We start from the raw sequence: 23,139 nt of genomic DNA on the forward strand, positions 1-23,139 counted from the left end.
CCAGATTGTGCGCAACGGTTCCAAATAGCTAGTTAAACGACTTGATGCGGTCTATCCCTCAAGCACTATGGTGTCGGGTTGGGTCGCGCGGCTAGCGTTAGGCTGTTCGAGCGCGCGTTGCAGCAACTGGGCGATATGCAGCGTGTGCCGCTGCGCGCCGTGCTCAATCTGTTCGCGGCAACTGAAGCCGTTCGTGACGACGAGCGTGTCCGGCGCCGCGGCGCGCACCAGCGGCAGCAGCTTGTCCTCGCCGATCTTCATCGATAGGTCATAGTGATCCGCGTTGAAGCCGAAAGAGCCAGCCATACCACAGCAGCCGCTATCGAGCAGCTTCCAGCGCACGCCGATGCGTTCGAGCAGCGCGGTTTCGCGCTTCATGCCAAACACCGCCTTCTGATGGCAATGGCCGTGCAGCAGCACATCGGCGTCGAGCTTCGGCCAGGCGAAGTCCACGTCGGCGACGAAGTCGGAGAACATGAAGGTTTGCTGCGAAAGCTGCTTCGCGAGCGGATCGTCGGGCAGTTGCTTGAGCAGTTCGTCCTTAAACACCGAGAGACACCCGGGCTCGAGGCCTACCACCGGCGTGCCCGCGCGGATGTCGTCGGCAAATTCTTGAATCACTTCCTGCAAAAGCTTGCGCGCTTCGTCGAGCAAACCATAGTCATACAGTGGACGGCCGCAGCACAGCCGTTTGCGAGGCAACAAGACCTGATAGCCGAGCGCGCTCAGTACATCGCTTGCGGCCTGTGCAACCTCAGGCGTGAAGTGATCGTTGAACGTATCAACCCATAGGATGATCTTGCGTGCCGACTTCAACGTATCAGCCGCATGCGTATCGTCTCGACGCGCGGCCAATGACCGGAAGGTGCGCGGCGCAAAGGTCGGTAGGGTGCGATTCGATGCCACGCCCGCAAGCCATTTGCTCAGCGACCCGAGCGGCGCAAAAGAGGTCGCGAAGTTCGCGAGCCAGGGAGCGCGTGCCGCGAGTGGCGCCCATTGGCCGATGCGTCCCATGAACCAAGCCTGACGTGGGCGCCGGTTGAATTCGTAGTAATGCGAGAGAAATTCGGCCTTGTACGAGGCCATATCCGTATGCGTCGGACAATCGCTCTTGCAGCCTTTGCACGCGAGGCACGTGTCGAGCGCGGCCTTCACTTCCGGGCTGTTCCATCCGTCCGTGATGACTTCGCCCTGCAGCATTTCCCAGAACAAATGTGCGCGGCCGCGCGTCGATTGTGCCTCCTCGCGGCTGCCGCGGAAACTCGGACACATCGTGCCGCCTTCGAGCGAACGGCACTTCCCCATGCCGATGCAGCGCTCGACCGCACGCTGCATGCCGTCGCCTTCGGGGCTTTCGAAGGTAAGCTTCGTGCGGAATTGCACCGGTTTGTACGCTGGCCCCATTCGCAGATTTTCATCAACGCGATAGGCGTTCACCACCTTTCCGGGATTGAGCCGCTGAGCCGGATCCCATATCGCCTTGAACTGCTCCATTGCAGCGATGATTTCGGGGCTGTACATCACCGGAAGGAATTCGGCCTTCGCCTGGCCGTCGCCATGCTCGCCCGATAGCGAGCCGCCGAACTCGACGACCAATTCTGCCGCTTCGCGCAGAAAACGCCGCCAAGTATGCACGCCCTCGGCGCTGTGCAGATCGAAGGTGATCCGTGCATGCACACAGCCGTCGCCGAAATGGCCGTACAGGCTGGTCTCGTAGCCGAAGCGGTCCACCAACGCCTGAAAGCGCCGGAGATAATTGCCAAGACGCAGCGGGTCCACCGCCGCATCTTCCCAGCCAATAATCGGATCGGGCTTCGACGAATCGATCGATAAGGCCACTGCCGACGCGCCCGTTTCGCGGATCGACCAAATCTGCTGTTGCTTCGCCTTGTCTTCGACAACGAAGCCGGTGATGCCAGCTCCACCTTTGCCGGAACCGAAGTGCGCGTGCGCTTTGCCGGCCTTCGCGCGTGCTTCGTCGACCGTATCGGCGCCGAATTCGAGAACGACCCACGCATCGCCCTGGGGCAACAACGCAATTTCGTCAGCTTTGAGGCCGCGCGCCTGTAGGCCGCGAATGATCGCGCGGTCCAGCCCTTCGATCGCGATCGGACCGAAGCGCTCGAAATGCGCGACGCCATCGGCAGCGACGAAGATGTCCGCGAACCCGAGCACAAGAATCACCCGGCAGGCGGGGTTATGCACGAGCCGCACTTTCGCGTGCAGCGTCACGGCGCAGGTGCCTTCCGTCCCGACCAGCGCTCGCGCGACGTTGAAGCCGTTTTCCGGCAGCAACTGATCGAGATTGAAGCCCGACACACGTCGGCGGATCTGTGGGAATTCGCGGCGGATCGCGTCGCCGTAGCGGTCGCGCAGATCGCGCAACTGGCGATAGATGTCGCCTTGTCGACCGCCCTTCGCAACAATCCGTTCGAGTTCGTCTTCCGAAGTAGGGCCGACCCAGAAACGTGCGCCGTCGTAAGTCGCGACTTCGAGCGCCTCAACATTCTCGGCGGTCTTGCCCGCCATCACCGAATGCGCACCGCACGAGTTGTTCGCGATCATGCCGCCTAACGTGCAGCGGCTGTGCGTGGCCGGATCGGGGCCGAACGTGAGACCGTGCTCCATGGCCGCATCACGCAACGTATCGCAGATCACGCCGGGTTCGACGATTGCCGTGCACGCGTCGGGATCGATCGATACGATGCGGTTCACATACTTGCTCCCGTCGGCCACCACCGCGACGTTCACGCACTGGCCGTTCTGCGAGGTACCCCCGCCACGGGTGAGAAACGGCACATCGTGGCGACAGCAGACGTCGAGCGCTGCCGCGAGATCGTCCACGTCACGCGGCACGACCACGCCGAGTGGCACCTGCCGGTAGTTGGACGCGTCCGACGCATAGAGCGCCTTCGCGCTCGCATCGAAACGCACGTCGCCGCGCAGCGTGCGCGCGAGTTCGCTTTCGAGACGTTGCAGCAGGGCGGCATCGGCCGTATAAGGTGTGGCAGCTTTCACAGCTTACTTCTCGGCGTTGTTCGTTGCACTGGCAGTCATCTTGAAGATGCCTTGCGCATTGCCGGCATCGAAACGCAGATCTGTCACCCATTTGCGTTTATCCTGATCGAACTTGCGCTTGCGCGTGATGAATTCGTAGAACGAACCCGGCACCTGACGCTTGACTGTGCTGCCGTCCGCCGCGCGCAATTCGCGCTCGATGGTATCGGCGCGATACGCGGTCTGGAACACGCGGCCTGAGCGCGAATGTTCGACTTCCCGCTTCATTGGCCGGCCCTTGGCCTTCTCGTTGTCTGAGAGATCGAACACATTGTCGACTCGATCGGTGGCGTGGTTGAACGCGTTGCCTTCGGTCGCGATCCACGCCATTTCTGCCGATTCGGCGAGCAGCGTTTCGTAATCGACGACACTTGGCACGTCGTGTTGACGAGCAAAGGCGCCGACGATCACGGGGAGCAGGGCATGTGCCGCCTCGAGAGGCAACAAGCCTTCGCGCTCCAGCTCCCACAACTGCGAGACTGCGAGCGGCGTGAGTGGATCCTTCGACGTAGAGAGCACATTGGTGACGGCCTGTTGGAAGGATTCGGAGAAGCGCTCCGGGTGCAGCTCGCTCAAGAAAAACTGCGCGATCTCGTCGGGAGCGTCGTCATGCACGTATGCACGGCCAGTCATGCCTAGCTTGTCGAGCGGATAGCGGCCGTTGGGAATGAAGCCGAGCGGGCGCAAGATACGCGTGAACGCCGCTTCGCCCGGCGGCAGCGCGCCGTTGTGTGTCCAGCGCACCGTGCGCAGTGCGCCGTGATCGAAATACACCGAGCCGCCGTTCGCGGTGGCTTCGTCGGTATACGTGCGTCCGTTTGGCGATCTCGTGAGCAGCCCTTCAAACAGCACCATGTTCATCGCTTGAGCGAGCTCGGCGCGGGTCACTGTGCCATCTTCCCAGTCGGTGAGAATCGTGGGCACGTTGAGGGTTTTGAAGAGGAAATCGGTTTTCTCGGGGCCGAGCAGCCGTTTCAGCAGACTTTCAACATTCGGATTTATCATCGTCATCATCTGGCAGGGGATTAAATTTTGGCCGCATGTCGCTTCGCGATCGGCTTCTTTAAGAGGCGCTTTGCTTTGTTATGCCTGAATGTCATCTGCGTAAAGCGAGTTTAGGTTGTCACACGACCAGGACTTGGACTCAACATGCGCAAGTTCAAAATTCGGAACATGGACGGGCTGCCGGCTTTTGAAGCCGCAGCGCCGCATGGAAGCTTCACCCATGTGGCCAAGAAACTGTTTCTGACAAAAAGCGCGGTATCGCGCCAGATCGCCACGCTGGAATCGATTCTGGGCGTGTGGTTTTTCGCACGCGCCAAACGGCGCGTTGTACTGACACGCGGTGGGGGCATCTACGTCACGCAAATGCGCGCTCGCTGGAAAACCTCGACCGCGGCACGCTGTCGATCATCGCTGAATGTAGCGGCCATCTGGAACTGGCGGTGCATCCATGTCCATACTCAAGGGCAAATACGTCCTGATGTGCAACGACGAACCTGCGCGTTAATATGTGCATACGCAATACCTCGATTCCCGAACGGGCAGGACACGGAACGCAGTGACTTATCAGCAGACTTCGTTGGCAACGTCGGCATCGACAAGATTTCTTGCGCGTTGCGCGGGATTGCCAAATCCGCCGCCTCCCGGAGTTTCCAAGCGAATTGTCGTGCCACTAGACATTTGCACCGTCGCCCGAGTTTGAATTACTTCCTCGGTCGACTGCCCATGATTGATCACAATCCGTGACGGATACCCGGGCTCACCGCCGTCTAGCCCCTCTGCGCCTCTCATAGAGCCATCACACCGCACAGAGCACACCACCTCCGGGTCTAACGCTCGAATCTGACGCGCCAGCCCCATTCCTCCTCGGAACTCGCCACGACCGCCGCTGCGCGAAACCAGAGCATATTCCTCCACCATCAGAGGGTATTCGATTTCAAGAGCTTCGACAGGCAAATTGGACGTGTTCGTGATGTGCACTTGTACGCCGTCCATTCCATCACCATTCTCTCTTCCGCCAGCCCCGCCGCCTAACGTTTCGAGATATACAAATCGACCTCCGCGTCGCCCCGATGGGCCCGAAAAAACCATCGCCGGCATTACATCATTGCAGGATGCCATACGGCGTCCGTTGGTCAGGAGCTTGCCAAGTGCGCCAATCACGGTTCCAGCCACTCGTTGTGCAGTGGTCGCACGACAGCCGATCGCGGCGGGGAACTGCGGATTGATGATAGATTTCTCAGGAAGCACAATCTCAATGGGCACGAACATGCCGCAGTTTGGCAATAATCCCGGATCAAGAAGTGCCTTCACCGCAAAATAAACACTGGCTCGCAAAGCGTTTAGCGGAATATTGTATGATCCACGCGCCTCTGGTCCCGAGCCCGTAAAGTCGACTACCAACCGGTCTCCAATAGCGCGCACCGACGCCCTGATAGGCACGGGATCACCGCCCAAACCATCATCGTCGAGAAACTCTTCAAACTCTCCGACGTGCGATGGAAGTTCGCTTATTCGCTTGCGCAAACGTTGCTCGGTGTAATAGAAAATGTCGTTGATCGTCCGCTGGATTTTCTCCATCCCGATCTCTCCAGCAAGCTCCTGCAGCAGGCGCCGCCCCTTCTCGTTTGTCGCGATCTGCGCGCGTAAATCATGCACTCGGTCGTCCGGCTCACGGGAATTTTGAGCCACAAGGTCAATGATGTCTTTCAGCATCACACCATCATCGACAATACGGGTCGAAGGGATTCGCAATCCTTCTTCCCATACAGTGCGTAGGTGCGGCGCGTTTGACCCGGGCACAGCCCCTCCGACGTCAGTATGGTGGCCTACGTTAGCGATGAAAAATTCCAGTTTGCCGTCAACGAAAACAGGGCCTACAACGGTGAGGTCAGGCGGATGACTGCCTCCAGCCAAATAAGCGTCATTCGAAAGGTAGGCGTCGCCAGGCTTCATACCGGTTCCGTATTTTTTTATTGCTGCCTCGACTGCGCCTGACAATGCGCCGAGGTGAACCGGGATATGGGAAGCTTGGGCAATTAGTTGTCCGCTACCATCGAATAGCGCAACCGAGCAATCCTTGCGCTCTTTGATGTTACTGGAGAACGCGGAGCGGATCAGCGTGTTCCCCATTTCTTCCGTAATTGATAAGAGCCTGTTGCTAAAAACTTCCATCGCGATCGCGTCAAGCTTTCTGAGGGCATTCATGTCTGTTTCTCGAAATAAATCAGGTTAAAGCGCTAAGAGGATCGACAAGTTTCCGTACTCATCCATTTCAAAAGCCTGACCAGGGAGTACCACGGTGGTAGAACTCATTTCCTCAACAATGGCGGGGCCATCAATACGGATTGCATACGGGAGCGATTGTCGATTGAAAACGCACGTATCAACCCAACCCACGGAGCCGAAGTACACGGCGCGCTTTTCTTTCAGAGCTCCTTCGACCGTTTCACCACCCTCGACAGTTTGAATGGGCGCCCGCGGAACGATCCCGACAGCCAATAAACGACAATTGACGATTTCGATCGGATGGTCCGACGCCGTATAACCGTATTCGGCTAAGTGCGCCTGCTCGAAAAGCTCTACGAAGTTTTCCAACCTCGGAATTTCGAGTGACGCGAACCGCACCGAAATCTCAAAGTTCTGACCGCGATAGCGTGCGTCAATCGCAACAGACATTTTTCGCCGTTCAGACGTTACTCCTTCATCACTGAGCCATTGGTCTCCCTCCTTGCAAAGGTCGTTGAAAGTGGAAGCCACGGCCCTCCAACCTTCATCGCTCGCCAGCGCCATCACTGAGCGCACGAAGTCCATTGCAATGTTCGAGAGCAGAATGCCTCGCGCACACATCGTTCCTGGTTCTTGCGGTACAAGAACTTTGCGCATACCGCAGTCAGCAGCGAGTTCGGCAGCATGCAATCCTCCCGCACCACCGAACGCACACAGCGCAAACTCTTCCACGCTCAAGCCACGCTCGGTCGAAACCGCACGTACTGCTCGAGCCATATTCGCATTCGCAATCAACAAAATTCCAAGTGCTGCTTCTTCAACATTCAGCCCTAGCGGCTTAGCTACCTGTTCCCAAACCGCTTCGCGGGCAGCGTCGGCGTAAATCGGCATCTTTCCATTGAGAATCGAAACGGGGCTTAGACGGCCCAAGGTGACATGTGCATCGGTGATGGTTACTAGTTTTCCGCCCCGTCCATACGCGATTGGCCCTGGGACAGCTCCGGCGCTTGTTGGGCCAACCTTCAAGGCGCCTGCCTCGTCTACGATCGCAATACTTCCACCGCCAGCGCCAATTACGTGGACATCTATCATCTGCGTCTTGACCGGATAGTCCGCGACTAGCCGGGATGACGTGTAAAGAGGAGCCAGGTTCTTGATTAGTGAGACGTCCGTGCTTGTCCCACCGACATCAAATGTGATTAGGTTATGGTTACCAGAAACACGTCCGATCTCTGCCGCACCAATCACACCCGCTGCGGGACCGGATACGCAGGTTCGAACGGGAGCTGTCTGAACAGACTCTACCGACATGAGCCCACCGTTGGAATGAACGGTACTAGGATTGACCGCGATGCCCATCTCCCGAACCGCCCCAACTAACCTCCCCATATACTGAGACATCCGCGGTCCGAGATATGCATTTAATGCAGTCGTTGACATCCGCTCGAATTCCCGGAATTCTGGCAAGATTTCTGAAGAACAAGAGATGAAGGCATCCTGGAGCTCCCCTTCAAGAATTTCTTTGGCCCTCAGTTCATGCCGGCTGTTCTTATAGCTGTGCAGGAAGCAGATGGCGACAGCCTTAATGTTCTGCTCGCGAAGCTTGACGGCAATTTCTCTCACTTCACTTTCGTCTAATGGTGACCATACCTCACCTGTCGCCATTACACGCTCGGTCACTTCAAAACGACGCGAACGCGGGATCAGTGGCAGAGGCTTTACGTGTCCATAATCGTAAAGATCCGGACGAGTCTGCCGACCGATCTCCAGGACATCACGAAACCCGCGCGTCACGAGCAACGCTGAATCTGCGCCACGTCTCTCGATCACCATGTTTGTCGCGACAGTAGTTCCGTGGCCGACATACTTGACTGCATTTGGAGAGACTTTGTGTTCCTTGAGCAATGCATCCAGTCCCGCTTGAATTGCTATCGAAGGATCCGACGGCGTCGATGCGACCTTGAAATACTGAATACTTCCGTCCTGTTCATTCAACAACGTAAAGTCCGTGAACGTGCCACCAACGTCAAAACTGACACGGAATGTGGAGGGTTCGCCTCCGACACCGTCCATCTGTTGCATTTCGTACTCCAAAATTATTCAGTTAGCTAAATGACGCTTTAATTTCTGTTACACACCTGAATAGACTATACGTAATACAGGTTTGAAAGACATAAAAAAATTGTATGTGTCTCATTGACAAGAAACATGGGAGTAGCCGCTTTTTCGATGCGGCATCTCGAACACAAGCGCTACCGAGTCAATAGGTCCCTGCGGCTTGTCTTTTATTCTCGAAGCGCGAGAGAACTGCCGCGTTTGTCAGGCCCTGTTTGCGAAGACCTGTTCACAGATTGCTGTCCGTCGCTTCCAGTCGGCCTCAACGATGCTCCAATCCGGCTGATAAAGCTTCGCCTCAATCTGCTGAGCAGAAGCTCCGATCCGCTGAACCACGGCGTCCGGCAGTTTTACTGACGGATCGATCGGAAGAACAGGATCATTATTGGCTAGTCCTAACGCTGCCTGTTGAGAAAACACAAATCTTAAGAACTGCTTCGCTTGCTCGATGTTCTTCGAGCCTTTGGGAATCACTATTGCGTACGGTAGCGCGAGCGCACCTTCGTCGGGAATGACCATGGAGATGTCAGCGTTTCCGGTCCTGATCATGCGAAATGTCTCTTGGGAATAGAACGGCCCCGCCGCAATCTCCCCGCGCGACAGCAATCGCATCATGTGTGTGATCGACGTATAGGCGGTAACCGCATTGCTTGCAATCCGCTTGTAGAGTTCAACCGCTTTGTCTACATTCCTTTCGTCGCCTCCCGTGGCTTTAGAAAGGATGGAGAGATCATAGGCGGCACCCCATTGGGGTCGGTTTAGAGCTAATCGCCCCTTCCATTTTGGATTAGCGAGATTCGACCAGGATTTGAAATCGTCGGATTTTGCCAGACGCTTGTTATAGGTAATTCCGTACCACATCTGGAACGCAGCCGCTCCCGAGACCTTTCCGTTTTCTCCGATCAATTGATAACGCGGAGGAAGCTTCTGTGCTTCGGGGAACACTGCAGCGTCGAATTCCTCAATCGCGCCGTTACGCCGCAGATTCGGAATATCAATGAACGTCGTGAGAGCAAGGTCGTAGGTGCCACTTCCGGCACTTCCGATGAGCGCGGCCGACGGATTTGGAATTTCGGCGAACTCTACGTTGATGCCTGTTAGGCGTTTGAACGGAGCCGCGGCAGCCTGTTTCCAACTTGATGTAGTCGTTTCACCGTAGCTGCAAAACAGAAGCTCTTTTGAGTCTGCATACGAGTTATTGAGTTTTGCGGCCAGAAGGCTTCCGGCCGCCGCCGAACACAGGATTTTCAAGCTATCGCGCCGATTCATCTTAAAGTCCCCTCATTCCCAAGAACAACTGTTAACCGGCTTCGCTCGTTACGAAAACATCGAGCCCCACCATCTTTTCTATGGCCATCACAAGACCGATCGTCACGGTGATCAGTAAGGTGGATACTGCCGGAACCACCAGGCCGGTACCTTCCTGCATTTCCCCAAAGATCATCACGGGCAAGGTAGTAGTATTCGGACCTTTTAGAAACAACGTTACAGTTGCCTCATCAAACGAAATGATGAACGTGAAAAGGAGCGAGATTACGATGGCCGGTTTCAGTATTGGCATGATTACCGTGCGGAACACCCGGCCGGGAGGGGCGCCAAGAATGCTGCCCGCTTCCGCATACGTTTGATCGAACCGCTTGAACGCGGTGATCAATGGGCGATATGCGAACGGTAACGTGATGACAATATGTGCAGCTAAGATCCCGAAGAATGATCCAATGATCCCGATGCTTCTCTCGAGACTGAATAAAGCGATGGCTAGAGCCGCATGCGGGAGAACTAGCGGGGCGAGAATGACACCCTCGACAAGGGTCCTACCACGATAAGAATTGCGCACGTTCACTATTGCCATAGAAAAGCCGATCGTGGTGCTTACAACAGCCCCCGCCGCAGCAATAACACAACTGTTTCTGATCGAATTGAGCCATTGCTCATCTGACAGCAGGCGCGTGTAGGCCTCGAGGCTAAATCCGCCGATAGGGAATGAGAGGTCACCGTTGGCCGTGAACGACGATGCAATCACGACGATCAACGGCAAAGCGAGAAATGCGATGGCCGCCCACGCGACTACGCCCAATACAGTTAAACGTCGCAATTTACGTCTCCTTTCCGACCGAAATTCGCCGCGTAATATTCCGTTCAAGAATCAACATCGGCAAGATCACGATCAGGCTTGATGCCACAAGAATCAATGCCAGCGAACCTGCTTTTTCAAAATCGAAAAATGTGAATATGTCGGTGTAGATTTGCGTACCGACCATGTTTTGCCCTAACCCGCCAAGCATGAGTGGAGCAATCACGGAACCGCAGCACGACAAATAGACAATCATTGCCCCGGATATCAGTCCCGGGCTCGTCAAAGGTAGCGTCACACGGACGAACGTCGCGAACCTATCAGACCCCAGACTATTCGAAGCCTCGAACAGCGACTTAGGAATCTGGAGCAACGCGCCTAAGATCGACAGGACGACAAACGGCATGAGAACGTGGACGCTCGCGATGATTACCCCAACATTATTGAACATAAGGGATACGCGCTTTACCCCCAAAAGGGACAGCGAACTGTTTATCAGACCCGCCGGCCCTAGCAACGTGACCCATCCTAGACATCTGACGACGATACTGACCAGCCAAGGGAGTACGACGAACAAAAGAAGGCGATTGCGCGGCAACGTGGTAGATGCGATATAAGCTGCAAGCGGATAGCCAAGCAATACGCAAATCGCTACTACAGCTACCGATATCACCTGAGTTCGGACAACTACTTCCACGTAGTCTGGGCGATGCAGAATAGCCAGCACACCGTGGAGGCCGTTCTTGAAAACTACCTGCAACAAACAAACGATGGAAGCAGACAGGAAAATCATCACTAGCCCTGCCGGAAGCGCACAGGCCCCTAGGCTAGCCATTCGACGAACGGATGTACTTGAACTCATGTTCGCTCCTCAGCACTGCGCACTATCTGGAAGAAAGACGATCTGAGAGCTATCGACCGAGGCGAAGCACTTTGAACCGACCTGAAGCTGTGGCCCAAGTGGATGATTGCTGGGAACGCGGCAGATAAGCAGGGTTCCATGCACGGTCAGATCAAGCCGCATAGACGAGCCCGAATACCGACGATTCAGGACCTCAGCGGGAACGGCACCAGCAATATGATGTTGAGTGAGTGAAATGGCTTCGGGTCGAATGCAGAAGCAACCGCGTGGCCACGCGTTTTCAGCAGGCGGGTTGAACGGCACGGTGAGAGCCAACTTTGGCACAGTAATCATTGGATCTCCCCTGTCGTCTTCGCCCGACTCCGCGGTAAAGAGGTTCGCCTCGCCGACGAAACGCGCAACAAACTCAGTTGAGGGACGGTGGTAGATTTCTTCGGGTGTTCCTATCTGTTCGACACAGCCCTTATTCATCACGACAATCCGATCGGACATCGCCAATGCCTCGTCCTGGTCGTGAGTGACAAACACGAACGTCGTACCAACCCGCTGTTGTATCGATTTGAGTTCGCCCTGAAGCTGCAGCCGGAGCTTGACGTCCAATGCGCTGAATGGCTCGTCAAGCAGAAGAACTTTAGGCTTGACAACCAGCGATCGTGCCAAAGCGACACGCTGCCTCTGACCTCCGCTTAGCTGACCGATTTTTCGCGTATTGAAGCCACTTAACCCGACCAGCGAAAGCACTCCTTCCACTTCCGCTTTCATCTGCTGCTTGGTCAGTTTCTTGCCGAGGAGGCCATACGAAACGTTCCCTTCGACGGTCAAATGGGGAAATAATGCGAGATTCTGGAAGACCATGCCTACGGGGCGCTGATGGGGCCGAACGCCTCTTATGGAGCGCCCCTCGATCAGAATATCTCCAGAAGTGAGGTCTTCGAATCCAGCGAGCAATCTCAGTAGAGTGGTCTTGCCACAGCCGCTCGGACCGAGCAAGGTCAGGAATTCCCCTCGTCGAATTTCGAGGTCAACGCCTTTCAAAATATGGAAGTTTCCATACTGTTTAAAAATTGCAACGAACTTAACCACTGCGTCTTCCAAGGTCCACTCCCAATTTCTAAACCACAAGTATGCCCAGCGAATCTAGCGTGCTTCTGCATCCAAACGAAATAGACCAGAATTATGCTGGTCATCACTAAAATCAATAGCGAGTACAATTTTGCCTTGCTAGCGTGTCAGCAAATGTCGGTGTATTTTCGGCATATGAGAAAGTTTTTGCTACATATTTCCATATAAGAGAATTATATGCTTCCGAAGATGGATCTCAATCTCCTGCGTGTATTCGATGTCGTGATGGCGGAGCGCAATGTTACAAAGGCAGCAGGGCTGCTTCATATGACCCAACCGGCTGTGAGCAATGCCCTCGCGCGCCTCCGGCATGTTCTTCACGACGAGCTGTTTCTGAAATCCCCTCACGGGGTCACGCCAACCGCCAAAGCCGAAATGATCTGGCCAACGATTACCGAGTCGCTACGGCAAATGCACATGGTGCTGGACCCCGACGAATTTGACCCGGCGACCGCAAACCTGTCCTTCAGGCTGGCTATGTCCGACTACCTCGTTTCGCAAATTATCAGGCCCTTGATCGCTGTCGTTGAGCGGGCAGCACCTAACATAAGTCTTCATATACGGCCGCATCACTTAGAAAACGTCAATGCACTTCTGGAACATGGAGAGATTGACGTTGCCGCGGGCGTTTTCCCGTTTATAAGCCCGGCATCCCGATTCGCTGCGCTCCACAAACTGAACTACGTCTGCGCGATGCGGAAGGACCATCCACTCGCCCGGGAAACGCTTACGATCGAGCGATTCTTGGATGCCAGACATTTATGCATAAGCCTTGCTGGTGGCACGACCATGATTGATAGACAACTGTCCGAATTAGGCCATGCGAGAAAGATCGTGCTAACTGTCAACCAGTTCACGGTGGTACCGGCAATTCTCAAGGATACCGATCTCATCTGCATCTTGCCGCCAGCCACAATCAGCGACACGCCCTATAAGGATGCAATTGCACTGCTCCCCCCGCCCGTCGAAATACGACCTCAACCGGTTCAAATGCTATGGCATTCTCGGAACGACCCGCTCGCTTCGCATGCGTGGCTTAGAAGGATGATTGTTGAGAGTGCGATTCCTGCCCTTGCGCTCAACAAGTAATTACCGCGGCACGTGTAGAGTCTATTCGTGCGAAAAAGTAGTCCGATAGGAAGAGTCATGTATGTACTATATAGGTTGATTCGCAAAAGGTGAAAGTCGAACCCATTTGCAGTACTATAAGCGCTTTCAAAGGCTGTCACTGGCGGGATAACAGGCGTATCTTGCCTCTAAATAAAGAGCGCAGCGGTCCAATACGTGCGCTTTCATAGGACGAGAAAACGTCTAGCAAAACGATCGAAATCTTGTGCCCGCATGAGTCGCATGGGGACAAGAAGCAACACCTCTTGATTGCTCAGAGACTGCAATGCGCTGATGCCGATACCGCGAAAACGGCTTTTAATCTGAGAAGTAATTCGTCCAATCTCTCTGGTGGACGAAAAGCGATGAGATATTCAATCTCATTGGACTCGCCTGCGTCCGACCAGAACCGGAACGAAATTTCCGGTGCGAACATGGAAAATATTTAAACCCACTGGTTGCCGCGGACAGGATCTACTTTATGACGTACTGTGGTGCCCATTTCGTAAAACTATTTTAAAAATGTTCCATATATCACCGCTGACCCGGTGAAAAATAACCGCGTTACCGACCCGCATCATAGTTAATTTCCAGTCCCTGAACGAAGAGTCTCTACTATCCAAAAAACGCAACATCGCCGGCCACTCCATCTCACCGAATGATCTCCCTACTTCCAGACGATACAGGCGATACGTCTCATCCACGATAGCCTGCGGCGGCATCATCAACTCAACCCCCGATGTAACGGCGTCAATTCGAATCTTGCACGCCATCTCAAGCCAGTAAATCAGATCGAACGCCTGAGCGACGGTCGCGCCGGCCATGAGTAGAGCATGATTACGAAGGATCATCGAATCCAGCTTTCCCAGGTCGGCTATCGGTCGAGTGCGCTCATCGAACCTGAGCGCAACGCTTTCGTAGTCGTGGTAAGCAATCTCAGCAAATCGTATCGCGGTCTGTGGCAAGGGTAGTAGCCCGCATTTCGTAGCGGAGACAGCTATACCGGGACGTGTATGCGTGTGAATCACGCATTTGACATCGTGACGAGCAGTATGAACTGCGCTGTGAATTACATAACCGCCGCGGTTAATTCCATACTCGATACTCCCTGTATCGATGACATTCCCTTCGAGATCAACTTTTACAAGGCTCTACGCTGCAATTTCTTCGTAAAGCATTCCGTACGGAATGGTCAGGGCGTACTCAACTGGCCCCGGAAACCTTGCCGTGATGTGGGTATACACTAGACAGATCATTCCATAGAACGCAATCAATCTGTAACATGCGGCCAACTCAAGCCTTGTAGCCCATTCCACTTTGCTCATAGATCTCCTGACTACACGATGCAGTCAATTCATATTCGATCCGACTGCCAGTAAATCTCTGGACAACCGGATCGCCGATACCCTGTACTCAAACTCAATCTCAGAAGCTATGTCGAATACCGACGCGAAACGCGAGTTGATTATTCGTCGTCGAAGCCACAAATCCGTTTAGGTCAGCAACGGCCGACTTCCCGAGCGAGTTGGTTCCAGCCGCATGCTGCCACGCCCCGATCAGATAAAGGCGCGTCGCTTTTGAAAGCGAGTACTTCAGGCCTGCGTCAACTTGCACATAGTGCGCCGTATCACTGTAGGTATAGCTTGTCGCAACCCCGCCGTACAACGCAGGGGTTATAAAAGCTGAAGCGTTTACTTCAGCGGTCCTGAAGATTGCTGTGCCGGAAAACGGGGTGCTCGACGTCCGGACGACATTCTGGTAGCTCGTCTGGGTAAGCACAGCGCCCAACACTAGCGGATTGAACGAGTACGACGCACCGAGATCGACAATCTGCAAGGATCTCGCGGATGCGTAGCCACTGTTAATCGGGTTCGTTAGTGGATCAGAAAAAGCGCTATTTGCGACCGCGTCTGCGCTGCCCCCCCAGACGGCGGTAGCAGGCCTGTTAACCTTCATATAGCCGGCCGCAAGAGAGACCGGTCCTCTCGCATACGTGCTAATGAAGTTAAGAACCTGTTTCTGGCTCACCGCGCCCGCTGTATTGCCGAAACCGTAAAGCGCTCCGAAGTGTGCCCCGCCGAGATCCGGCGTGATGTACTTGACCGCATTCTGGATATTGAAATCTCCAAAGAGGTTATCCATATCGGCAGGGCTGTCACCCAGGCCACCAGCCACACGGATAGGCGCCGCCAGCGGCCCAACCCCGTCGAGATACGATAGGTCATATTGCCGCCCTAACTTTACCACTCCGTATGGCCCGTCGAGCCCGACGTATGCCTGACGATTGAACTCATAACCGGAAGAAGAAAATGCTCCGTTATTCGTAGTAAAACCGTTTTCCACTCTGAACACAACCTTGACTCCATCACCAATGTCTTCTGCACCAGTTAGCCCCCAATTGCTGGCACCGAGGGCTCCCGACTGCATGTTGATCTCGGAATGCCCGCCTTGATTGGTACTGTATTGAATGCCGTCATCTACGATTCCGTACAGAGTTACGGAACTCTGTGCGTTAGCCGCACCGGCCACAGCACCAAGAGCCAAGGTCAACATCATTTTTTTCATCTTAATCTCCCAATACATTAGTATAACTAAATAATAATTTAAACATAATTATGTTGTAACATAATATATATGAAATTAAATATTATTTATCTCGCTTACCTAACTATTTATTACACGAATCAAAAAAATCAATGAGACTGCGCATTCGAATTTCGCCCGAATACGCCTCGCCTCCGATCGACCATAGATTCCCGAAGAACTGGCAGAACCGCCCACTAATGCAGGCTCACATTCTCCAGGGAGTAGCCCGACAGGAAACTCGGGAGTGCGGGCATGTTGGTGAATCCGGATACGTTGTTTCTTACGGCATAACTTTGATTACGCCACGTCAGGAACACGATCGGAGAAAGTTCCTAACCTGAAAATGTCCTTTAGGACGGAGCCAATATCTTCGGCTCCGAGCAGCCCCCAATCACTGCCTCCGAGTGCGCCGTTTTGCGTGTTGGCTTCGAAGCGGCCCCCATGATTGTTCGCGCATCGAACACCGTCATCGACGAGACCATAGCGCGTCACTGGGGATTGCGAAAAGGCATCAGTGGCGAACAACAATGCACCCAATGCAGGCAGATCAACTTTTCGTCGAAAAATAGCCATTCAAGAGCTCCAAATTATAATAGGGTTTTCCTATGTCCATGAGATCAGCCTCCAAGTGAAGGCGGGTCCGAGGGCTGAACTTATGTGACACCTAGCATATGGTTGACAAAAATCGATCTCACATTGACGTTTTGCATGAAGGCCATCACGTATGGGAATGATGTTTTTTTCGAGACCGTGCGTAGAATTGGAAGGAATGCAGATATGTTATCCAAAATCCTTTAACACATCCTCGATGGCCAATATTTGCACTCGTAGCGTCGAAAGAACAGCGGTTCCGCAGATGCGCTGCAGCGGCAAGTTAATGAGGTTTCGAACAATTTAATAATGGTAAACATTCGATATCTTATTACGCTCGCGTTAAGTTTTTAAAAGGTCGTATTAGATGCCATTACGTACAGTACATCGAAAAAATGAACCGTCACTGAAGCCATCAGAAATCACTTTCGCTAGAGCTCGGGAGCGGGAAGGTCAGCTAGTTCGCGTTGCGGAAGAAACGCGAAGCCCGGTTAATTTTTTTATCGACGGAGTGAGAGTTTCCGCACTCGTGGGAGACACTGTTGTGACAGCGATCCTTACCCAGCAGCGGCATTTGAGACGAGCCGACTTCAGCGACACGTTCCGAGCCGGATTCTGCCTTATTGGTGCATGTCAGGACTGCTGGGTAATGTGCGAAAACGGGAAAAAAGTTCGTGGCTGTTCCACCCTGATCGAGGATGCCATGCGATTGGTTACAGGTTTGGTGCCTGTAACCGAGGAAACGAAAAATGAGTGAGAAGCCGAGCGTGGTGGTCATAGGGGCCGGCCCCGCAGGGATTCGGGCAGCCGAAATGCTTGTCTCGGCTGGCATTCGCCCGGTTATGATCGACGAAAATATAAGGTGTGGAGGGCAGATATATCGTCAGCCGCCGCCCAATTCCGGTTTCCGACGTACGCCACGCAGCCTCTATGGATTTGAATTCAGAAAGGCCGAATCGCTCCATGCAACAATGGATTCGATTCTTCCAAATGTCGACTACATGCCCGAGACCGTCGCTTGGGGATTTGAGCAGCAAAGGCTGCACGTTATCTCTAAGGCGCAAAGTTCAACGGTTCCATTCTCGCATCTGATCATCGCCAGTGGAGCTACAGACCGGGTTTTACCAGCGCCGGGCTGGACGCTGGCTGGTGTGTATACGCTCGGTGCTGCGCAGGTGTCGCTGAAATCGCAGGGATGCGTGATAGGACAGAGGGTTGTTTTGGCCGGTACCGGACCATTGCTCTATCTGGTCGCGTATCAGTACGTCAAGGCGGGCGCCAAAGTCGCCGCAGTTTTAGACTGCAATTCTTTGGCTCAACAGGCTGCTGCAACACCTCGTCTTCTGTGGGATCCGCATACATTTGCTAAAGGAGTCTATTACGTCGGTTGGCTGATGGCTCATGGTGTTCGCGTCGAGCATAGCGCGACGGTGGTGGAAATTTTGGGGAATTGTGCGGTAGAAGCAATTCGATGGAGACGGAATACTGGCAAGACGTCCGCCGAGATCAGAACCATTGCATGTGACGGAGTAGGCTTGAGCTTCGGCTTACGACCGGAAACTCAGCTTGCCGATCTCGCCGGATGCCGATTCTTTTTTGATGAGGCAAAAAAAGCCTGGTTACCGGAGCGGGATGCTAGCGGGAGAAGTTCGGTATCCGGTCTCTATCTCGCCGGTGACGGTGCCTCGATTGGGGGCGCTGACGCTGCGGAGCTGGCTGGTCGACGCGCAGCGCTTGCATTGCTCGACGACATCGGAGTTGCACTGCCAGATTTCAATTCAGACAAACTTGATCTCGTCCTGGACCGGAAACTTCGACGCGCGGCAATTTTCCGATCCGGTATCGAAGCTGCTTTCCCTCCTCCGTCGAATCCTTCGGCAGACTGGCCTGATTCAATGGTCATATGCCGATGTGAGGAAGTGACCGTCGGGGAGTTGCGAACCTGTGTGACGACTGATGGCATCTCCGAGGTGAATCGTCTCAAAGCGCTCACACGTGTCTGTATGGGACGCTGCCAAGGTCGGATGTGTGGCGAGGCGGCTGCGCACGTTCTGAGTCACGCCATTGGCAAACCGCTTTCGGCAGTGGGACGGATTAGAGGTCAGGCTCCCGTCAAACCAATAGCAATCTCCCCGGCGCTAATCATTGGGTACCGTACGGTTAGTACGTCAACATTGCGAGGCGAGTAAGAATGGAGAACAACAATAAGAATTCCCATACGTGTTGGGTCAACAAATCTACCTTCTAGGTGGATACCGGAAGTTGCGATCGCTGAAAAAAGTGTAGGTCAAGGTAATTTTCAACAGTACACAATAAATACTTCGATTCTTGAGATTGATAGTTAGTTTTCCCAGTTACCCGTAATTCTTTTCCACGTGTAGAAGACGGAGATGTATATGCCTAAAACACGCTACGTTGTATCCGCGCCCGGCGTATATGCGCGAACGTCGCACGGCGACGTTGATCCGGTTGTATTTGATATCCCACGCAGCGGGCGGGAACTTCCGGGGTGGTTTGCGAGCCCTTCGACCGTCGCCGGCATCCGGAACTCCGCATCCCTGTACGTCGAAGAACTCTATAGCAAAGTCGTAGAGGGTGGTGCGACCTGGCTCTACGCCTGCTTTCCAAACGCCGTCATTGATCCAAACAGGAACGATGCAGATATCGACCCTGCTCAGATCGAGGGACAATGGCCGACGACTCTGCTTCCATCCGAGAAGGCGCAGGCAGGAAGTGGCTTGATACCGAGAAAAATTGGCGATATCGAATTGAACCCGGCAACGCTTCCTGTTGCCGAAGTACAGCGTCGCCTAAACGAACTGTACCTCCCATATCATGCGGAACTGGGGCGGTTGCTGGATACAGCCCATAAAAAAATAGGCGTGGCTTATCACCTTAGTTGCCACAGCATGAAGGCAATGCATCCTGCTTCGAAGGGCACACTCGCTCATCGACGTACAGATTTTGATCTTGGCGATCGTCGCGGCACGACTTGCAATCCGGAGCTTGTCGAACTCGTTTCTGAACATCTTAAAGCACTTGGCTACACAGTTTCCGTTAACCGGTATTTTGCTGGAGCTGAGGCAATACGTAGACATAGTTCGCCAGATCGCGGCAAACATAGCTTGCAGATCGAAATTGTTCGCGATCTGTACATGGATGAGAAATCCCTGGAAATCCGACGGGTCGAAGCGTCGCGGATTGCTGATGAAATGGCCGGTCTTGCTAGGAAGATCGTGACCTATGCTCAGGATCGGTCGACGAAATAACGCCGACGGCACTCTCTTGCCGCAGTGATCATCCTCAAGAGGGCTGGGTTTACCTCAACACAGTTGAACTCGGTCAGCCGCGAAAGACTCACCACCGTCGTTAGGTTACTTCAAAAGCAATTGTGCATTTGATTAGATCGTAGGTCACATCGACTCATCCTGTGACCGCGATAGGGTGTCCCTGTTCACGGCCCATGCTGACGATCATTGCGGGAACCTAGAGCTCTCTGACATCAGTACGACCGATGGGATTTGCCAATTAGCATCTGAAGGGCGAAGCACCAGACAATATTAGAGAGGAACTCGTGTGAGCGATGTTGAACACTATGACGTCGTCATAGCAGGTGGCGGACTCGTCGGTTCATCGGCTGCGTTGGCTTTGGCCCGGCGTGGTCTTCGGGTATGCCTGTTTGAAAGGCGTTTCTGCGGGGCGCAAGCGAGCGGGGTTAACTATGGCGGAGTGAGGTGCCAGGGCCGTCCGGTCGAACAATTGCCGCTAGCGCTGCGGGCCCGCAAGATCTGGAATTCACTTCCTGAATACATCGGGATTGACGGCGAGTTTGTAGTATCCGGTCATCTGCGCTTGGCGCGCAGTGAAGCGGACCTCGCAGCACTCGAGTTATATGCCAAGACTGTTGCGCAGCATGGCCTTCAACTGGAAGTTTTAGCTGGCAGAACCTTGAGGCAGCGCTATCCTTGGCTGGGCGAGGCTGCGGTAGGTGGGTCGCTGTGTGCAATCGACGGTCACGCAAATCCACGGCTGATTTCCCCGGCCTTCGCCCGAGCGGCGAAGACTGCTGGGGCAAAGATTCTGGAGAACACCCCGATAACTGAAGTCGAGCACGACGGTAGACTGTTCAGGATAGGGACGGACAGTGGCTGGGTCACTTCGGACTGGCTGATTAACGCGGCCGGTGCATGGGGAGGCCAGTTGGCCAGTCGCTTGGGCGATGATGTTCCCACGAAGACAATCTATCCGAGCATGTGGGTGACCGAACCACTGCCGGCACTCATCCCCATGAATGTGGGGATTTATGGAGGTGGCTTTTACGCCCGGCAAGTGACGCGCGGAAACTGTGTCATAGGCGGCGGAAGAGCTTACGGCGACGGTGAATACGCTCACGCGTCGGTCGACTCGGTGCTTACGTCGATGGAGATCGCAATATCGATGATTCCAGGTTTGTCCAACGCCCTTCTGATTCGTACATGGAGCGGCGTGGAGGGAGCAACGTCTGACTCAAATCCGGTCATTGGTTGCAGCCCTACCGTACCGCGGCTCCTACACGCTTTTGGCTTTTCTGGGGGTGGCTTCCTTCTTGCGCCCGGCGTTGGAGAAGTGCTGTCTGAAATAGTCATCGAAGGCAAGACGGACGTCGCTCTTGACGCCTTCTCCATAAATCGATTTGAACCAAAATTAGTAGATTGATTCAGCCGCTTTGTCCGCTGAAATTCGATCTACGACGCAATGTCGTGGCTTTTGGAATGACAAACAGGCAGGTTGGTCTTCGAGCGAGGGATGTATAGCTGACAAGAATTCGACGTGCCCGAGTACACTGCCGACGTCATCTGGCGGACCTGCGTTACGAACGTAAGCGTCATGCAAACACCGTTGTTGACTGCGACGGACGAATGGTGCGCTGTTCGACGCGGTCGTTAGTCGGAATCTGCGCAACCCCGTCGGAGGGCGACAATTCGTCGATACGACTGATCGGGTAGCCTGCACAATGTGGATGAGCTTGCACGGCCAATAAGGGGTAGACGGCGGCAGCGCGGCCGCCGCCGTCGACGCCCATGAATAGGAATTCTTACGGATCACACTAACTACAGGCAGCGTGTTCTCTACAATGTTATTGTCAATCTCTGCGGTTCCATTTAGCAGTCCGTTCGATCGGGACATCGTTACAATCGAACGCGATATACGAAGTGGGGTGTTGTCGCCCCAATCGGCTTCTTGGGTTACGCGATCGTACTTTTGCCGGACAGGACGATTGTCCGGAGCAGCACAGTTGCAATGGGCTCAGGCCGGCGATCGTCCTATACGCCGCAGGCGTTCGACGTTGGACCTAAGCGAGACGCGTTGAGACCGTGATCTTCGATCGACAGCACCTGGAAACGTTCTCTGTAGTGGTGGAGTTGCGGAACTTCGGCATCGCCGCTAAAGCGTTGAATGTTACTCGCGGTGCAATATCGCAACGAATCATTGCGTTGGAGGAAGCCTTTGGGACGTCGTTGATCGTGCGCGACGGGAACGTACCGACGCCTGCGGGCGAAGCGCTTCTCCGGCACATCCAAGTCCTCAAACTAATGGAAGCGGACACACTCCAACAAATCAAGCCTGGTTTCTATGGACGAACGAAGATTGCGGTCGGGGTCAACGCAGACTCGCTAGCGACATGGTTTGAACCCGTTGCCTGTACTATTGCCAAGGAAAATTTTGCGCTGGAACTCATAGTGGATGATCAGGATTTCACTCTGGCGGTGTTGATACGCGGCGAGGCGATTGGCTGTGTTTCCACGGCAAGCAGCGCGCCGACTGGATTTGTGGCGGAGGCCATTGGCGCTATGGAGTACGAGTGCGTGGCCACCCCCTCATTTTGTGAAGCGCATTTTCCCCAGGGACTTAATCTGCACGATATCCTAGCTGCACCGGCTGTGCTGCTTAATCGCAAGGAAGGTATACATGCGGCATTCCTTGATCGCTTGCTCGGATTCCCCATAAGCGGCTATGCCGTGCATTATTTCCCGTCTCCGGTGGCCTTGCTGATGGCGGTGCGGGCTGGGGTGGGCTATGGTCTTGTGCCGTCCATGCAGGTTCAGCCGCTTCTTGATTCCGGTGATTTGGTCGCCCTCGCACCACATAGCAGAGCTTGCGTCGATCTGTATTGGCACCATTGGGAGAAGGCGCCACCTAATGCAAGCGCGATCAGCGAAATGGTCATTCGGCACGCGCGCCAGGCGTTGACTCAATTGCCGCCAGCGTCGCTCGATAAGCGGGACGAGAGAGCGGTCGAGGACTGAGTGTTCGGGGGGGAGAGTTTGGCCGATGCGACGCAGGCAGTTGATTCGACTCACGAGAGAAGGCGTTGGTGCGCGACCGAGATGCTAGTGCGACCAGGAGCGACAGT

At 54.4% G+C, this 23,139-nt stretch carries 17 protein-coding genes and 2 pseudogenes; 7 read left to right on the forward strand and 12 right to left on the reverse strand.

Going from position 1 to position 23,139, the window contains the following annotated elements; genetic code table 11:
- Positions 1–51: 51 nt before the first annotated feature.
- Positions 52–3,018, reverse strand: a complete 2,967-nt coding sequence (locus HB376_RS05275; protein ID WP_213762386.1) for an FAD-linked oxidase C-terminal domain-containing protein — start codon at positions 3,016–3,018, stop codon at positions 52–54.
- 3 nt (positions 3,019–3,021) lie between these two features.
- Positions 3,022–4,062 (reverse strand): DUF1338 domain-containing protein, encoded by a 1,041-nt coding sequence (locus tag HB376_RS05280; RefSeq protein ID WP_213762387.1) that lies wholly within the window; start codon positions 4,060–4,062, stop codon positions 3,022–3,024.
- A 144-nt stretch (positions 4,063–4,206) separates the two neighbouring features.
- Between HB376_RS05280 and HB376_RS41630 the strand changes: the two are divergent.
- Positions 4,207–4,511 (forward strand): annotated as a pseudogene (locus HB376_RS41630) (LysR family transcriptional regulator); the annotation flags it as partial.
- A gap of 115 nt (positions 4,512–4,626) precedes the next feature.
- Here HB376_RS41630 and HB376_RS05290 read toward each other — a convergent pair.
- The 6 genes from HB376_RS05290 to HB376_RS05315 form a co-directional block, all read right to left on the reverse strand.
- On the reverse strand, positions 4,627–6,267 hold the full coding sequence (locus tag HB376_RS05290) for a hydantoinase B/oxoprolinase family protein (RefSeq protein WP_213762388.1): 1,641 nt from the start codon (positions 6,265–6,267) through the stop codon (positions 4,627–4,629).
- 24 nt (positions 6,268–6,291) lie between these two features.
- Complete coding sequence (locus tag HB376_RS05295; RefSeq protein ID WP_255631171.1) at positions 6,292–8,370, reverse strand: hydantoinase/oxoprolinase family protein; 2,079 nt, start codon at positions 8,368–8,370, stop codon at positions 6,292–6,294.
- A 237-nt stretch (positions 8,371–8,607) separates the two neighbouring features.
- Positions 8,608–9,672, reverse strand: coding sequence for an extracellular solute-binding protein (locus tag HB376_RS05300; RefSeq protein WP_213762389.1), 1,065 nt, complete (start codon positions 9,670–9,672; stop codon positions 8,608–8,610).
- A gap of 31 nt (positions 9,673–9,703) precedes the next feature.
- On the reverse strand, positions 9,704–10,498 hold the full coding sequence (locus HB376_RS05305) for an ABC transporter permease (protein WP_213762390.1): 795 nt from the start codon (positions 10,496–10,498) through the stop codon (positions 9,704–9,706).
- 1 nt (position 10,499) lies between these two features.
- Entirely contained in the window at positions 10,500–11,339 is an 840-nt protein-coding gene (locus HB376_RS05310) for an ABC transporter permease (RefSeq protein WP_213762391.1), read from the reverse strand.
- A gap of 9 nt (positions 11,340–11,348) precedes the next feature.
- Positions 11,349–12,434, reverse strand: coding sequence for an ABC transporter ATP-binding protein (locus HB376_RS05315; protein WP_213762392.1), 1,086 nt, complete (start codon positions 12,432–12,434; stop codon positions 11,349–11,351).
- A 204-nt stretch (positions 12,435–12,638) separates the two neighbouring features.
- Between HB376_RS05315 and HB376_RS05320 the strand changes: the two genes are divergently transcribed.
- Positions 12,639–13,550, forward strand: a complete 912-nt coding sequence (locus tag HB376_RS05320; protein WP_213762393.1) for a LysR family transcriptional regulator — start codon at positions 12,639–12,641, stop codon at positions 13,548–13,550.
- A gap of 497 nt (positions 13,551–14,047) precedes the next feature.
- On the opposite strand, the pseudogene HB376_RS05325 reads toward HB376_RS05320, so the two are convergent.
- The 3 genes and pseudogenes from HB376_RS05325 to HB376_RS05335 all read right to left on the reverse strand — a co-directional run.
- Positions 14,048–14,707: pseudogene (locus HB376_RS05325) on the reverse strand (class II aldolase/adducin family protein); the annotation flags it as partial.
- 286 nt (positions 14,708–14,993) lie between these two features.
- Complete coding sequence (locus tag HB376_RS05330; RefSeq protein WP_213762394.1) at positions 14,994–16,133, reverse strand: porin; 1,140 nt, start codon at positions 16,131–16,133, stop codon at positions 14,994–14,996.
- A 318-nt stretch (positions 16,134–16,451) separates the two neighbouring features.
- Positions 16,452–16,727, reverse strand: coding sequence for a hypothetical protein (locus HB376_RS05335; protein WP_213762395.1), 276 nt, complete (start codon positions 16,725–16,727; stop codon positions 16,452–16,454).
- Between the two features lie 385 nt (positions 16,728–17,112).
- On the opposite strand from HB376_RS05335, the gene HB376_RS05340 reads away from it, so the two are divergent.
- The 4 genes from HB376_RS05340 to HB376_RS05355 all read left to right on the forward strand — a co-directional run bounded on the left by HB376_RS05340 (position 17,113) and on the right by HB376_RS05355 (position 21,440).
- Positions 17,113–17,502 carry a (2Fe-2S)-binding protein gene (locus HB376_RS05340; RefSeq protein ID WP_213762396.1) on the forward strand — a complete coding sequence of 130 codons (390 nt, stop codon included), beginning with the start codon at positions 17,113–17,115 and terminating at the stop codon, positions 17,500–17,502.
- Positions 17,495–18,934: an FAD/NAD(P)-binding oxidoreductase gene (locus HB376_RS05345; protein ID WP_213762397.1), complete on the forward strand. Its 1,440-nt coding sequence runs from the start codon at positions 17,495–17,497 to the stop codon at positions 18,932–18,934. Before HB376_RS05340 ends, HB376_RS05345 begins: the two co-directional genes overlap by 8 nt.
- Before the next feature lie 207 nt (positions 18,935–19,141).
- Positions 19,142–20,014, forward strand: a complete 873-nt coding sequence (locus tag HB376_RS05350) for an N-formylglutamate amidohydrolase (RefSeq protein ID WP_213762398.1) — start codon at positions 19,142–19,144, stop codon at positions 20,012–20,014.
- 307 nt (positions 20,015–20,321) lie between these two features.
- Positions 20,322–21,440, forward strand: coding sequence for an FAD-dependent oxidoreductase (locus HB376_RS05355; protein ID WP_213762399.1), 1,119 nt, complete (start codon positions 20,322–20,324; stop codon positions 21,438–21,440).
- Positions 21,441–21,609: 169 nt separating this feature from the next.
- Here the strand turns inward: HB376_RS05355 and HB376_RS05360 are convergent, their stop codons facing one another.
- Entirely contained in the window at positions 21,610–21,807 is a 198-nt protein-coding gene (locus tag HB376_RS05360; RefSeq protein WP_213762400.1) for a hypothetical protein, read from the reverse strand.
- A gap of 292 nt (positions 21,808–22,099) precedes the next feature.
- Here HB376_RS05360 and HB376_RS05365 point away from each other — a divergent pair, with 292 nt between their 5' ends.
- Complete coding sequence (locus HB376_RS05365; protein WP_213762401.1) at positions 22,100–23,032, forward strand: HTH-type transcriptional regulator ArgP; 933 nt, start codon at positions 22,100–22,102, stop codon at positions 23,030–23,032.
- Positions 23,033–23,139: the final 107 nt, after the last annotated feature.

The organism is Caballeronia sp. dw_19 (assembly GCF_018449515.1).
GTDB lineage: Bacteria > Pseudomonadota > Gammaproteobacteria > Burkholderiales > Burkholderiaceae > Caballeronia.